The sequence below is a fragment of the Aquitalea magnusonii genome (genome assembly GCF_002217795.2).
Taxonomy (GTDB): Bacteria; Pseudomonadota; Gammaproteobacteria; order Burkholderiales; family Chromobacteriaceae; genus Aquitalea; species Aquitalea magnusonii_B.
Map to the genome: position 1 here is coordinate 3484296 of NZ_AP018823.1, position 14731 is coordinate 3499026.

General features: G+C 57.9%; 13 protein-coding genes. 5 read left to right on the plus strand and 8 right to left on the minus strand.

Annotation, left to right across the window (positions count from 1 at the left end; translation table 11 throughout):
• Positions 1-38: 38 nt before the first annotated feature.
• On the minus strand, positions 39-1814 hold the full coding sequence (aceK, locus tag DLM_RS16580; RefSeq protein ID WP_089085841.1) for a bifunctional isocitrate dehydrogenase kinase/phosphatase: 1776 nt from the start codon (positions 1812-1814) through the stop codon (positions 39-41).
• A gap of 69 nt (positions 1815-1883) precedes the next feature.
• A complete protein-coding gene (locus DLM_RS16585) occupies positions 1884-2561 on the minus strand; it encodes a pseudouridine synthase (RefSeq protein ID WP_089085842.1) in 678 nt (225 codons plus the stop codon).
• A gap of 441 nt (positions 2562-3002) precedes the next feature.
• On the opposite strand from DLM_RS16585, the gene DLM_RS16590 reads away from it, so the two are divergent.
• A complete protein-coding gene (locus DLM_RS16590) occupies positions 3003-5240 on the plus strand; it encodes an NADP-dependent isocitrate dehydrogenase (RefSeq protein WP_089085843.1) in 2238 nt (745 codons plus the stop codon).
• Positions 5241-5451: 211 nt separating this feature from the next.
• Positions 5452-6696 (plus strand): NADP-dependent isocitrate dehydrogenase, encoded by a 1245-nt coding sequence (gene icd / locus DLM_RS16595; RefSeq protein WP_089085844.1) that lies wholly within the window; start codon positions 5452-5454, stop codon positions 6694-6696.
• Between the two features lie 48 nt (positions 6697-6744).
• On the opposite strand, the gene DLM_RS16600 is transcribed toward icd, so the two are convergent.
• The gene (locus tag DLM_RS16600; RefSeq protein WP_089085845.1) at positions 6745-7629 is read right to left on the minus strand and encodes a LysR family transcriptional regulator; all 885 of its coding nucleotides are present in this window, start codon (positions 7627-7629) and stop codon (positions 6745-6747) included.
• 88 nt (positions 7630-7717) lie between these two features.
• Here DLM_RS16600 and mdtH point away from each other — a divergent pair, with 88 nt between their 5' ends.
• Complete coding sequence (gene mdtH, locus DLM_RS16605) at positions 7718-8926, plus strand: multidrug efflux MFS transporter MdtH (RefSeq protein WP_089085846.1); 1209 nt, start codon at positions 7718-7720, stop codon at positions 8924-8926.
• A gap of 101 nt (positions 8927-9027) precedes the next feature.
• Here mdtH and DLM_RS16610 read toward each other — a convergent pair whose 3' ends face one another.
• A complete protein-coding gene (locus DLM_RS16610; protein ID WP_045846595.1) occupies positions 9028-9231 on the minus strand; it encodes a cold-shock protein in 204 nt (67 codons plus the stop codon).
• A gap of 223 nt (positions 9232-9454) precedes the next feature.
• On the opposite strand from DLM_RS16610, the gene clpS reads away from it, so the two are divergent.
• Positions 9455-9763 (plus strand): ATP-dependent Clp protease adapter ClpS, encoded by a 309-nt coding sequence (clpS, locus tag DLM_RS16615; RefSeq protein ID WP_089085847.1) that lies wholly within the window; start codon positions 9455-9457, stop codon positions 9761-9763.
• Positions 9763-12042, plus strand: coding sequence for an ATP-dependent Clp protease ATP-binding subunit ClpA (clpA, locus tag DLM_RS16620; RefSeq protein WP_089085848.1), 2280 nt, complete (start codon positions 9763-9765; stop codon positions 12040-12042). Before clpS ends, clpA begins: the two co-directional genes overlap by 1 nt.
• Before the next feature lie 63 nt (positions 12043-12105).
• Here clpA and xerD read toward each other — a convergent pair whose 3' ends face one another.
• Genes xerD through rimM form a run of 4 tightly spaced genes read right to left on the minus strand, consistent with a single transcriptional unit; the run spans position 12106 to position 14712 of the window.
• A complete protein-coding gene (xerD, locus tag DLM_RS16625; protein ID WP_167467143.1) occupies positions 12106-13011 on the minus strand; it encodes a site-specific tyrosine recombinase XerD in 906 nt (301 codons plus the stop codon).
• A 55-nt stretch (positions 13012-13066) separates the two neighbouring features.
• Complete coding sequence (gene rplS, locus DLM_RS16630) at positions 13067-13435, minus strand: 50S ribosomal protein L19 (RefSeq protein ID WP_045846598.1); 369 nt, start codon at positions 13433-13435, stop codon at positions 13067-13069.
• Between the two features lie 3 nt (positions 13436-13438).
• Entirely contained in the window at positions 13439-14206 is a 768-nt protein-coding gene (gene trmD, locus DLM_RS16635; protein WP_062789100.1) for a tRNA (guanosine(37)-N1)-methyltransferase TrmD, read from the minus strand.
• Positions 14206-14712, minus strand: a complete 507-nt coding sequence (rimM, locus tag DLM_RS16640; protein WP_089085850.1) for a ribosome maturation factor RimM — start codon at positions 14710-14712, stop codon at positions 14206-14208. Before rimM ends, trmD begins: the two co-directional genes overlap by 1 nt.
• Positions 14713-14731: the final 19 nt, after the last annotated feature.

The following is a 14731-nucleotide window of genomic DNA, read 5'->3' on the forward strand; positions in this document are numbered from 1 at the left end:
TTTGCTGTTTCTGGACATCCGCCGCGCAAGCGGCAAGATCACCCGTGCTTACCTTTTTTCGCGGCAGCACCGCGCGTGGCGGCAAAACGCATTTCTTCCGGGTAAGGGTAGAAATCCTCAACCACACCCTCGCGGATACGCTGCTGACGCTGTTGCCAAAAATGCGGCATCAACAAGTCGCGGTGATAGTTGAGGAATGTCTTACGTATCAGCGGATCGCCCAACAGGAAGGAGCCGAACTCTTCGGGAAACACGTCGTTGCGTGCCACCGGATACCACACCTCACCTGACATCTCCATTTCCGGGTTGGGCGCCGGCGGGATCTGGCGGAAATTGCAGTCGGTCAGGTATTCGATTTCATCGTAATCATAGAAAATCACCCGGCCATAGCGCGTCACGCCAAAGTTCTTGAACAGCATGTCGCCAGGGAAAATATTTGCACAAGCCAATTCCTTGATGGCCAAGCCGTAGTCGCGGATCACCCTTTCCTTTTCCGCCTCGTCACACTGCATCAGATAGAGGTTAAGCGGCTTCATGCGCCGTTCGATGTACAGGTGACGAATGACAATACTGTCCTCGCCCTCCTCAATCATGGATGGTGCCAGCGTACGCAACTCATCGATCAGGTCTGCGGTAAAACGGCTGCGCGGGAAAGCCACATTGGAAAACTCCAGCGTATCCGACATGCGGCCGACACGGTCATGCTGCTTCACCAGCCGGTATTTACGCTTTACCGTTTCCCGATCAATCTCCTTCGGACCGCCAAAGACGTCCTTGATCAGCTTGAATACATAGGGATAGGAGGGCAGCGTGAACACCAGCATCACCAGGCCACGGATGCCAGGCGCGATGACGAACTGGTCGTTCGAATGCTGCAGATGCTGCATGAAATCTCGGTAAAAAGTGTTTTTACCCTGCTTCTGCAGGCCCAGCATGGTGTAAAGCTCGGCCTTGGTCTTGCTGGGCAACATGCTGCGCAGAAACTGCACATAGGCCGAGGGAACCTCCATGTCCACCAGAAAGTAAGCCCGGCTGAAAGAAAACAGCACCCCAATGCGCCATGGCTCCAGCAGCACGGTATCCAGATACAAGCACCCAGCCTCATCATGTAACACCGGGATGGCAAACGGATAGCTGACGCCGCCATTGATCACCTTGCCAAACACATAGGCAGTCTTGTTGCGGTAGAAGGCAGACGACAGTACCTGGATCTGCAAATTGGCTTCCGCCGCGGGCCATTGGCCGGCAAAAAAAGTTGCGCTGGCCCGCAGTACCAGCGCCAGGTCGCGCCGCAAGCTGGCAAACGGCCGCTGCCAGCCAAAATCCAGCATGATGTCGCGCAGCACCACCCGCATATTGCGACTGCCCGGATAGTAACTGCGATAGCAAGGCGGGTCGGACTCGATGTACTCGGTGGAAATGGCCGGACGGATAAAGATGAAATCGTTGTTGAAGTAATCCCGGTGCAACATGCGGGTGAACACCGAGTTGAAGAAGGTTTCCGCCAACTCCGGCTGCTTGTGATTGGTCAGCAGGCCGATGAAATAGAGCTTGGCCTGCTGCCAGATTTCATCATCCAGCAGATCGGCATGAAATTCGTGGTGCAGGCGGCCAACGGTTTCTGCCACTCGCTCATCGTAAAACTGGATCCGGTCCCGAATGGCCTGTTGCACGCCCAGCCAGTCAGCCTGCTCAAACAGCGCCTTGGCTTGCTGACTGCAGGCACGAAACAGGCGGTAGTGCTTGTCAAAGCCCTCGACCAGAGCCTGCGCCATCTCCCGTGCCACCGGGTTGTAATACTCGGGAATCTGCATGCTGCGGCCTCGTGTTTGCCCGTATCGGTTTCACCCGCCCACCTGTGCGGAACAAGAGACCGGCATGCTTCATGGTTTGTTCTTGCGCGCAAACCGGAAAGAAGGCTGTGGGCGGGGCTTGCCTGCTGCCGGTGTGCTTTTTGCCAGCGCAAGCGGTGTGGGCCGGTCCTGTCGCTCAGCATGGGACAGCGTCGGCAAATCTTCAAGATTCACGGCAAGGCGGCGCAACTCACCCGGCTGCAGATCGCCCAATTGCCAAGGGCCGATGGCGGCACGCACCAGCCGCAGGGTGGGCAAACCCACCTTGGCCGTCATGCGCCGCACCTGGCGATTCTTGCCCTCGCTGATGATGATTTCCAACCAGCAGTCCGGCACGGTCTTGCGAAAACGTACCGGCGGCTTGCGCTCCCACAGGGCGGGCGGATCGATCTGGCGCACCTGCGCCGGACGGGTGACAAAGTCGCCCAGATCCACCCCGGCGCGCAGCGCATCCAGTTGCGCCTCGCTCACCCTCCCCTCTACCTGCACCCAGTAGGTCTTGGGCAGTTTCCAGCGCGGGTCGCTGATACGATGCTGCAAAGCACCTTCACCGGTCAGCAACAGCAAGCCTTCACTATCGGTATCCAGCCGTCCGGCCGGGTAAACGCCGGGAATGGCGATATGATCCTTCAGCGTGGGGTGCAGCTCATGTTGAGAAAACTGGCAAATCACCCCGTAAGGCTTGTTGAACAGGATAAGTTCGGGCATTGCAGACAAACCATGCAGGAAAATGTAATGCCCGGATGATAACAAGGAGTGGCGCTGGCGGTCATGCCGGTCTGCGGCTAGGGATAGGCGGTATTGCTGCAGCCTTGCTCCTGCAACAAAGGCAGACGGCAAAATGCCCTGGCTGGAACTATGCTATGGACTGCAACTCACAGTACCGGTGCGAAAAATTCACATTCGAACACGCGTTTATCTTCCAGCAATGGCAAAGTTCGGATACTTACAAACAGTGCGAACATTTGAGGGGTATAATTCACTTTCGAAAAGTCACCCGCAAGTCCACGGGCCATGCTGCCACGCGCAGTCCGGCAAAGCGCCCGCCTCATGCTGTGCCTTTACACGCGCCTAGCGGAACATCCCCCGGAATGCCAAAGCCGCCTTGCGCAGTCGTTCTGACGTCAAAATAATCATTGGAGATAGAGTATGCCCACAAAGCAGCCGACCATCATCTACACCCTGACCGATGAAGCACCGGCGCTGGCTACCAGCGCATTCCTGCCGGTCATTCGTACCTTTACCGGCGCCGCCGGCATCAACGTCGAAACGGCAGATATCTCGGTTGCTGCCCGCGTACTGGCCGAATTCCCCGAATACCTGACAGATGAACAGAAAGTACCGGACACCCTGAGTGAGCTGGGCAAGCTGACCCAGAACCCGGACACCAACATCATCAAGTTGCCGAACATCAGTGCTTCGGTTTCGCAGCTGATTGCCTGCATCAAGGAACTGCAATCCAAGGGCTATGCCCTGCCGGACTACCCGGAACTGCCCACCACCGACGCCGACCACGCGCTGAAAGCCCGCTACGCCAAATGTCTGGGCTCGGCGGTAAACCCGGTACTGCGTGAAGGCAACTCCGACCGCCGCGCCCCGCTGGCAGTAAAGAACTACGCCAAGAAGCACCCGCACTCCATGGGTGAATGGAAACAATGGTCGCAAACCCATGTTTCTCACATGCACCACGGCGACTTCTACCACGGCGAAAAGTCCATGACCCTGGACAAGGCCCGTGACGTGAAGATGGAACTGACCACCAAGAGCGGCCAGACCATCGTGCTCAAGCCCAAGCTGGCGCTGCAGGCTGGTGAGATCATCGACTCCATGTTCATGAGCAAGAAGGCGCTGTGCGAGTTCTACGAGCGTGAAATGGAAGACTGCCGCGAATCGGGCATCCTGTTCTCGCTGCACGTGAAAGCCACCATGATGAAGGTGTCCCACCCCATCGTATTTGGCCACTGCGTGAAGATTTACTACAAGGACGCCTTCGAGAAGCACGGCAAGCTGTTTGAAGAGCTGGGCGTGAACGTGAACAACGGCATGGCCAATCTGTATGAAAAGATCGAGACCCTGCCGGCCACCAAGCGCGAAGAAATCATCCGCGACCTGCACGCCTGCCAGGAACACCGTCCGCGTCTGGCCATGGTGGATTCCGCCAAGGGCATCACCAACTTCCACTCGCCCAACGACGTGATTGTGGATGCCTCCATGCCGGCCATGATCCGTAACGGCGGCAAGATGTGGGGTGCCGATGGCAAGCCGGCCGACTGCAAGGCCGTAATGCCGGAATCCACTTTTGCCCGTATCTATCAGGAGATGATCAACTTCTGCAAATGGCACGGCAACTTCGACCCGCGCACCATGGGCACCGTGCCCAATGTGGGCCTGATGGCGCAAAAGGCAGAAGAATACGGTTCGCACGACAAGACCTTTGAAATCGCCGAAGACGGCGTGGCCAACATCGTTGACCTGGCTACCGGCGAAGTGCTGCTGAGCCAGAACGTGGAAGCCGGCGACATCTGGCGCATGTGCCAGGTGAAGGACGCACCGATCCGCGACTGGGTGAAGCTGGCCGTGACCCGCGCCCGCAACTCCGGCATGCCGGCAGTGTTCTGGCTGGACCCGTACCGTCCGCACGAGAAAGAACTGATCAAGAAAGTGGAAACCTACCTGAAGGATCACGACACCAGCGGTCTGGAAATCCACATCATGTCGCAAGTGCGCGCCATGCGTTTCACCCTGGAACGCGTGGCCCGTGGTCTGGACACCATCTCGGTCACCGGCAACATCCTGCGCGACTACCTGACCGACCTGTTCCCCATCATGGAACTGGGTACCTCGGCCAAGATGCTGTCCATCGTACCGCTGATGGCTGGCGGCGGCATGTACGAAACCGGTGCCGGTGGTTCGGCTCCGAAACACGTACAGCAGCTGCTGGAAGAAAACCACCTGCGCTGGGATTCGCTGGGTGAGTTCCTCGCCCTGGCCGTTTCGCTGGAAGAACTGGGCATCAAGACCGGCAACAACAAGGCCAAGATCCTGGCCAAGACGCTGGATGCCGCCACCGGCAAGCTGCTGGACAACGACAAGTCACCGTCGCGCCGCACCGGTGAGCTGGACAACCGTGGCAGCCAGTTCTACCTGGCCAGCTACTGGGCCGAAGCACTGGCAGCACAAAGCGAAGATGCCGAACTGCAAGCGCAGTTTGCTCCGCTGGCCAAGCAACTGGCCGAGCAGGAAGCCCAAATCGTGGCCGAGCTGAAAGCCGTGCAAGGCAAACCTGCGGATATCGGCGGCTACTACCTGCCGGATGCCGCCAAGTGCCAGGCCGTGATGTGCCCGAGCACCACCTTCAACGCAGCCTTGAAAGCAGCCTTGGCCTAAGCCCACCTTGGCGCACTATCGTGCGCATGCCATCCCCAAAGCGTCAGGACTCGTCCTGGCGCTTTTTTTGTCTGTCCCGCCCCCGCCTGGGCTTTTCCAAAAAATTTGTCTGATAATCCTCTGCAACAGCCGCGCCACGGTCTAGGCTGAGTGAGTGGAGAAACACTGCGCACCGTCGCAGCCCCTTACCAGTGACAAGGAGGAAACAACAATGAGTGAGTCCCATATCAAGATTCCGCCGGCAGGACAGAAAATCATTCCGGGACAGGCCATTCCGGACAAGCCCATCATTCCGTTTATCGAAGGTGATGGTATCGGCATAGACATCACCCCGGTGATGATCAAGGTTATTGATGCTGCTGTGGCAAAAGCCTATGGGGGGCGCAAGAAAATCCACTGGATGGAAGTATATGCCGGCGAAAAATCCACCCGTCTGTATGGCCCGGACGAATGGCTGCCCAAGGAAACCTTCGATGCGCTGAAAGAATATTCGGTATCCATCAAAGGGCCGATGACCACCCCGGTCGGTGGCGGCATCCGCTCGCTCAACGTTGCCCTGCGCCAGGAGCTGGATTTATACCAATGCGTGCGCCCGGTGCAGTATTTTCAGGGTGTCCCCTCCCCGCTCAAGCACCCGGAACTGGTCAATATGGTGATCTTCCGCGAGAACACCGAAGACATTTACGCCGGAATCGAATGGCAGGCCGGTTCGGAAGCCGTCAAAAAAGTCATCAGCTTCCTGCAACAGGAAATGGGCGTGAAGAAAATCCGCTTCCCGGACAGCTCTGGCATCGGCATCAAGCCCATCTCGGTGGAAGGAACCGAGCGCCTGGTCCGCGCTGCGCTCAACTACACCATCGCCAATGACCGCAAGAGCCTCACCATTGTCCACAAGGGCAATATCATGAAATTCACCGAAGGCAACTTCCGTGATACGGCCTATGCGCTGGCCCGCAAGGAATTCGGGGCCGAGCCGATTGATGGCGGCCCATGGTGCAAATTCACCAACCCCAATACCGGCCGGGAAATCATCGTCAAGGACGCCATTGCCGACGCCTTCCTGCAACAAATCCTGCTGCGTCCGGCCGAATACGATGTGATTGCCACCACCAACCTCAACGGCGACTACATCTCGGATGCACTGGCCGCCCAGGTTGGCGGCATCGGCATTGCTCCGGGAGCCAACATTTCCGACCACTATGCCTGCTTTGAAGCCACCCACGGCACGGCACCCAAGTATGCCGGGCTGGACAAGGTCAACCCCGGCTCGCTGATTCTGTCGGCGGAAATGATGCTGCGCCATCTGGGCTGGGTGGAAGCGGCAGACCTGGTGATCAAGTCCATGGAAGCGGCCATTGCCGACAAGCAGGTCACTTACGACTTTGCCCGCCTGATGGACGGTGCCACCGAAGTGTCCTGCTCGGCATTTGGCGATGCCATGATTGCCCGCATGTAAATCCTGGCCACGCCAGCCCAAGGCCCGCCGCTGCGGGCCTTGGGTGTTTCAGCCTGCCACCAGCGCCCGCGCCGCATCCAGCACCTGCGCCTTGGCCGCATCCACCCGCTTGCCGGCACGCCAGGCCATCATCACCTCCCAATGCCAGGCTGGCAGTTCTGCTACACACAAGCGGACCAAGGTGCCGTCTTGCAAATCAGCCTTGATCGACAACTCTGGCATGAAGGACACAAAGCCATGCCGTAACACCAGCTCACGTGCGGCAGATGCGGGCTGCACCGCGTGAATCGGGCTGGGCAGTTGCCGCAGCATGCGAATCTGCTGGATCAGGCTCTCGCACTCATCCCCCCAAAACTGCGGCGCAATACGGTGCCGGGCAATGTCGGCCAGCGCCAGCGCCCCGTCTGCGCCTGCCAGGGGATGATTGGCAGCCACCACCGGGACAATGGGAGAGCGCCACAGCAGCTCCATCTGGATGCCTGCCATCGCCGGGCATTTCAGCACAAAGCCCACCTCCACCTGGCCAGTCAGCAAATCCTGCATGATTTGCTGGGAATGGTCGGTGCCACAGCGGATTTCCATCGGCGCATCCGCCAGCTTCATCAGCAAGGGGCCAAACACCGGTGAAGTCAGCGATGGCAGACAAGACAAGCGGATCCGTGGCACCGCAGGCGTACCCTGCATGGTTTCCAACCCTTGCCGGTAAATGGCAATGGACTGGCGCGCAGCATCCAGAAATGCCTGACAGGCATTGCTTGCCACCGCGCCACGCCGATGGCGGGTAAACAGGCTCACACCCCAGTGCTGCTCCAGCAAACCGATGCGCTGGCTGACCTGTGGCTGCGACCAGCCCCGCTTGGCAGCGGCCTGACTGAAACTGCCCAGCTCCGCCACATCCAGCAGCAACTCAAGATCGGAGATCGCAACAGACATAATGAAATCACATATGAAATATTAGGAGAAATAGACTTACATAATAGCTGAATGCCTACCTAGAATGCTGTTCGAATGAGGAGATGACATGGCATCCGCACAGCGTGCACGCCGACTGGGCAAGGCTTTCATCCTGCTGGACAACCTGCTGGTGATATTTGGTTTCTTCATGGTGTTCCCACTGATCAGCCTGCACTTTGTCGACCAACTGGGCTGGAGTGCCAGCATCGTCGGCCTGGCACTGGCGATGCGCCAATTCCTGCAACAGGGACTCGGGCTATGCGGCGGTTCACTGGCAGACCGCTTTGGTGCCAAACCACTGATTGTTTGCGGCATGCTGCTGCGGGCGGCCGGCTTTGCCTGCATGGCTGTCGCCCACACGCCCTGGCTGCTCTATCTGTCCTGCTTGCTGTCAGGACTGGGCGGCACCCTGTTTGATCCACCACGCACCGCCCTGGTGGCCAAACTGGTCCGCCCCGCCGAGCGGCCACATTTCTATGCCATCCTGATGATGCAGGATAGCGCAGGGGCGGTTGCAGCAGCCTTGCTGGGTTCCTGGCTGTTGCAATTCGACTTCCGCTGGGTTGGACTGGCCGGCACCGCCATCTTCGTTCTGGCAGCCTTGGTGAATGCCCTGCTGCTACCGCCCTACCGGGTTGCCACCGGTACGGCATCGCCCTGGCAATCCATGCGTGTGGTGCTGCAAGATCGCAGCTATATGCGCTTTGTGCTGACATTAAGCGGCTATTACATGCTGGCCGTGCAAGTCATGCTGCTAGTCCCGGTCACCATCAAGCAACTCACCGGCAGCTATCAGGCCGTAGGCTGGATGTACACGCTGGAAACTTGTTTATCGCTCAGTCTGCTCTACCCGCTGGCACGTTGGGGGGAACGCCATCTGCGGCGAGAGCAGCGCATGTTGATCGGACTGGGACTGATGAGCCTGAGCCTGGCCATCATGAGCCAGATTGCCCACCCGCTGGCCGCATTTACCGTACTGGGCCTATTCTTTCTTGGCTCCATCATCATGGAACCGGCACGGGAAACCTATGTGGCCGGCCTGGCACGTCCCCACGCCCGTGCCAGCTACCTGGGCTGCAGTCGGCTGGGGCTGGCCGTGGGCGGTGCGCTAGGCTATGTGGGCGGTGGCTGGTTGCTGGACACGGCACACCAGTGGCGGCTGCCGGAATTGCCCTGGCTGTGCCTGGCAATGGTGGGCTGCATCACCTTGCTGGCACTCTGGCTGCAACTGCTGCGCCCCGTTGCCAATCGCAGCTGCGTCAATAGTAGCATCTGAAAAAACAAAACCCGCCTGTTGGCGGGATTCTGTTTGAAGCTGTCGGGACGTTGACCGGTCAGGTCAGCGTACCTGGCAATCCTGGCACATCCTCTACCTGATCAGGCAGCCTGGATGTTCGACGCTTGCTTGCCTTTCGGGCCGCTAACGATGTCAAAGCTTACACGTTGACCTTCTTTCAGGGTCTTGAAGCCTTGCATATTGATGGCAGAGAAATGGGCAAACAGGTCTTCACCACCCTCGTCCGGGGTAATAAAGCCAAAGCCTTTAGCGTCGTTGAACCACTTAACGGTACCAATTGACATGTTACTTCCTTGATTGACGATGGCTGGTGAGGCCGACCAACTTAAAGCTTGCTGCCGATTGCGGAGCATCCGCCAATGCCAAACAGCTAAGCCAAGCACCTGACTGCATTTCTACGCAACCATCGAGATAGCGTCAAGTGCAAAAGGAATTCGCACCTGCCCCTTGAAAAAAAGTCGGGGGGAGCCAAAATTGAAGTAAACCGCGGTTTAACTGAAAGTCGACATGTCCACGCAGTTCAGCGACGACACCGTAAAAGAGGTGTCACGGGTGAGGACCACCCCTCCCCCCATGTATAAGGTATTGTTATTGAACGATGATTTCACCCCGATGGAATTTGTGGTGGAAGTGTTGCAACAGTTGTTCCACATGAACCGGGAAAAGGCTACCCAGGTCATGCTGCAAGTCCATACGCAAGGCCACGGCGTGTGTGGCGTTTATACCAAAGACGTGGCTGCCACCAAGGTTGAACAGGTGTCGCAATTTGCCAAAGCACACCAGCATCCGCTTCAGTGCGTTATGGAGGAAAACTGATGATTGCCCAGGAGCTTGAAGTAAGCCTGCATATGGCGTTCATGGACGCCAGGCGCAAGCGCCACGAATTCATCAGCGTGGAGCATCTGCTGCTTGCCATGATCGACAATCCCTCCGCCGCCGATGTACTACGCGCCTGCGGGGCCAATCTCGACCAGCTAAAAAAACAGTTGGGCGATTTCATTGACGAACACACACCAACCGTCCCGGGGGAAACCGAGGTTGAAACCCAGCCCACGCTGGGATTCCAGCGGGTGATTCAGCGTGCCATTCTGCATGTCCAGTCTTCCGGCAAGAAGGAAGTGACCGGAGCCAACATTCTGGTAGCCATCTTCGGCGAAAAAGACTCCCATGCGGTGTACTACCTGCATCAGCAGGGCATTTCCCGGCTGGATGTGGTCAATTTCATCTCGCATGGCATCACCAAGCAGCGTTCGCCGCAACATCCGCCGGAACCGCGTGACCAGCACAACGAGTCCGATGGCGAGGAACAAGCCACCGGGCCAGGCGGTGCGCTGGAAAACTATACCCAGAACCTTAACCAGCAAGCCCGCGATGGCAAGATCGACCCGCTGATCGGTCGTGAGCAAGAGCTTGAACGCACCGTGCAAATCCTGTGCCGCCGCCGCAAGAACAACCCGCTGCTGGTGGGTGAGGCTGGCGTAGGCAAGACTGCAATTGCAGAAGGGCTGGCACGTCGCATCGTCAACAACGAAGTGCCCGAGGTACTGTCCAAGGCCACCGTCTACGCGCTGGACATGGGTGCGCTGCTGGCAGGCACCAAGTATCGCGGGGATTTCGAACAGCGCCTGAAGGCTGTGATCAAGCAACTGACCGAAGATGAACACGCCATTTTGTTCATCGACGAAATCCACACGCTGATTGGTGCCGGTGCGGCCTCTGGCGGTACGCTGGATGCCTCCAACCTGCTCAAACCGGCCCTGTCCAATGGCAGCCTGCGTTGCATTGGTGCCACCACCTATAACGAATACCGTGGCATTTTTGAGAAGGACAACGCCCTGTCACGGCGCTTCCAGAAGATCGACGTGGCCGAACCCACAGTGGAACAGACCATCGAGATTCTCAAGGGACTGAAATCGCGCTTCGAGGCGCACCATGGCGTGAAGTACACACAGTCGGCCCTGTCTACCGCCGCTGAACTGTCGGCCCGCTATATCAATGACCGTCACCTGCCGGACAAGGCAATCGACGTGATTGACGAAGCTGGCGCTGCGCAGAAGATTCTGCCCAAGTCCAAGCAGAAGAAGGTGATCAACAAGTCGGAGATCGAAGAGATCGTTGCCAAGATTGCCCGTATTCCGCCCAAGACCGTCTCCAGCGACGACAAGAACGTGCTGAAGAACCTGGAGCGTGACCTCAAGAACGTGGTATTCGGTCAGGACAAAGCCATTGAAAGCCTGGCCACCGCCATCAAGATGACACGCTCTGGGCTGGGCAATCCGCACAAGCCGATCGGCTCTTTCCTGTTCTCCGGTCCCACCGGGGTAGGCAAGACCGAAGTGGCCAAGCAACTGGCCTATGTGCTGGGTGTGGAGCTGATTCGCTTTGACATGTCCGAATACATGGAACGTCATGCGGTAAGCCGGCTGATTGGCGCACCTCCGGGCTATGTCGGTTTTGAACAGGGCGGCCAGATGACCGAAGCCATCAACAAGCACCCTTACGCGGTGTTGCTGCTGGACGAAATCGAGAAGGCGCATCCGGACATCTACAACGTACTGTTGCAGGTAATGGATCACGGCACCCTGACGGACAACAACGGGCGCAAGGCCGACTTCCGTAACGTGGTGATCATCATGACCACCAATGCCGGGGCCGAAGCCATGTCCAAGCCGACGCTGGGCTTTACCCAGTCCAAGGAAGCCGGTGATGAAATGGCGGACATCAAACGCTTGTTCAGCCCGGAATTCCGCAACCGGCTGGATGCCACCATTTCCTTCAAGATGCTGGATGAGCAGATCATCATGCAGGTGGTGGACAAGTTCCTGATGCAGCTTGAGCATCAGCTTGGCGACAAGAAGGTGGAAATCCACTTTACGGATGCCTTGCGCGCCTTCCTGGCCAAGCGCGGCTTCGACCCGCTGATGGGCGCACGTCCAATGGCAAGGCTGATTCAGGACACTATCCGCAAGGCACTGGCAGATGAGTTGCTGTTCGGTCGCCTGGCTAATGGTGGCGAAGTAACCGTCGACATCAATGACCAAGATGTCGTCGAGTTGCAATTTGACACTGAATCCCTGGCTGCGGAACCAGCATAAACCCAGCGACTGCACGACGCACAACGCCCGCAACAGCGGGCGTTTTCTTTTACCGACAGGGCCTCAGCCGCGCGGATGGTGCTGGGCATGCAACTGTTTGAGCCGTTCGCGAGCGACATGGGTGTAGATCTGCGTGGTGGATATATCCGAATGCCCCAGCAACAACTGTACAACGCGCAGGTCGGCCCCATGGTTCACCAGATGGGTGGCAAAGGCATGCCGCAACATATGCGGCCCAACGGGTGGCAAACCCTGCGCACTGGCATAGCTGGCAATCAGATGCCAGGCCATCTGCCGGCTCATGCCAGCCTTGCGCTGGGTGACAAATACGGCATCGCACTGCGCCCCGCCCAACAGCAGCACACGGGCTTCCCTGAAGTAGCGCTCCAGCCAGTCCAGTGCAATCTCTCCCAAGGGCACCATACGCTCCTTGTTACCCTTGCCGCGGGTGATGATCAGGCCCGTCACCATGTCCAGTTGCTGCAGCGTCAGCCCCACCAGTTCGGACACGCGCAAGCCGGTTGCATACAGCACTTCAAACATGGCCCGGTCGCGCAGTCCCAGCGGCGTTTCCACGTCGGGTGCCTGCAACAACAGCTCGACCTGCGCTTCAGACAGGGTTTTGGGCAGCCGCTGCCCCAGCCTGGGGTTATCCAGATGCAGGCTGGGGTCGTCATTGCGCTGTTTTGTCCCTAGCAGATACTGGTAATAGCGCCGCAGACAGGACAGCAGCCTGGCTCGCGTCGCAGGTTTCTCCCGCTCCACACCTGCCAGCAGCGCCTGCTGTAGCTGGGCGTGGCTGGCTGACTCCAGCGTGCTGTCCTGGCTTTGCAGCTGCTTTTGCATTTTGGCCAGATCGCGGCGATAAGCCGCCAGGGTATTGGCGGACAAGCCATCGGTCAGCCACAGATGATCCAGAAACCGGTCTATGCTTTCCGTAGTCATGCAGGGTTTCCTGGCAGAAGACATAAAAAAAGCGCAAGGTGTAAACCTTGCGCTTTCATCATACCTGACGGTATCAGGATCAGCCTTGCTTGCGAGCCGGCAGTTTTTCCTTGATACGTGCGGACTTGCCGGTACGACCACGCAGGTAGTACAGCTTGGCGCGACGTACGTCACCACGGCGCTTCACTTCAACGGAAGCCACCAGCGGGGAGTAGGTCTGGAAAGTACGCTCAACACCTTCACCGGCGGACATCTTGCGCACGATGAAAGAGCTGTTCAGGCCGCGGTTACGCTTGGCGATAACAACGCCTTCGTAAGCCTGCAGACGTTCGCGGTTACCTTCCTTTACCTTGACATTCACCACAACGGTATCGCCAGGAGCGAATTCCGGGATGGTTTTGCCCAGGCGGGCGATTTCTTCTTGCTCGAGTTTCTGGATCAGATCCATGTGTTACTCCGGTTTTTTACGGATATCTTGTTCCTGCTGGTACTCTGCCAGCAGCCGAGATTCCTGTTTTGTCAAAGTGCGGCCCTGCAACAGCTCTGGTCGACGTTGCCACGTTCTTCCCAGCGCCTGCTTGAGCCGCCATTTAGCAATCAGTGCATGATTTCCGGACATGAGTACATCCGGCACCCGCATGCCCTGATAGTCTTCGGGTCGGGTATAGTGCGGACAATCAAGGAGTCCGTTCACAAATGAGTCTTCATAAGCAGACTGGGCGTCGTTGAGAACACCGGGAAGCAGCCGGATGACCGCATCCATCAGCACCATGGCCGGTAGCTCGCCACCGGACAACACGTAGTCGCCAATGGAAACTTCCTCGTCCACCTGCCGCTCGATCAAACGCTCGTCCACCCCTTCGTAACGTCCGCACAGCACAATCAGACCGGGACGACGGGACAGCTCAACCGCTTTTTCGTGCGTCAATGCACGCCCTTGCGGGGACAGGTAGATAACATGGCTCTCTTCGACACCTGCTGCCTGCTGACGCGCCTTGGCTGCCGTAATGGCGGCCTCCAGCGGTTCTATCAGCATCAGCATGCCAGGCCCACCACCATAAGGACGGTCGTCCACACGGCGGTAGTTGTCATGGGTGAAATCGCGTGGATTCCATTTCTGGAAATCCCAAATGCCCAGATCAAGCGCCCGCTGGCTTACACCAAAGCGGGCGATGGCATCGAACATTTCCGGAAACAGCGTGATGGCATCGATATGCATCAGTAATCCAGGCCCCAGTCGACTGAAATGCGGGCCTCAGCCAGACTGACATCCAGTACGAACTGGCCAACGAAGGGAATCAGCCGCTGGCCGTGTTCGCCTTCTACCACCAATACGTCGTTGGCACCGGTTTCCATCAATTCGGTCACCTTGCCAAGCACCACACCTTGCTGGTTGACGACAGACAGGCCGATCAGATCGGACCAGTAATATTCATCAGTACCAGCTTCCGGCAATTCACTACGGGGAACAGCAATTTGCAGGCCGCGCAGAGCTTCCGCCGCGTCGCGATCTTCAATACCTTGCAGCTTGACGGACAAGCCCTTGGGCTGCACTGCCCCGTTTTCAAATGTGTACGGCTTCCAGCTGTCATCCTTGCCCAGCCACCAGACCGGGTAGTCAAACAGACCGTCAGCGTATTCGGTATCGGCCTGGACCTTGATCCAGCCCTTGATACCGAAGGCGCCACGCACAAACCCCATCAAGACGAGATCTTCCTTGCGCATGCGCCTTAGTCCGCGAGTT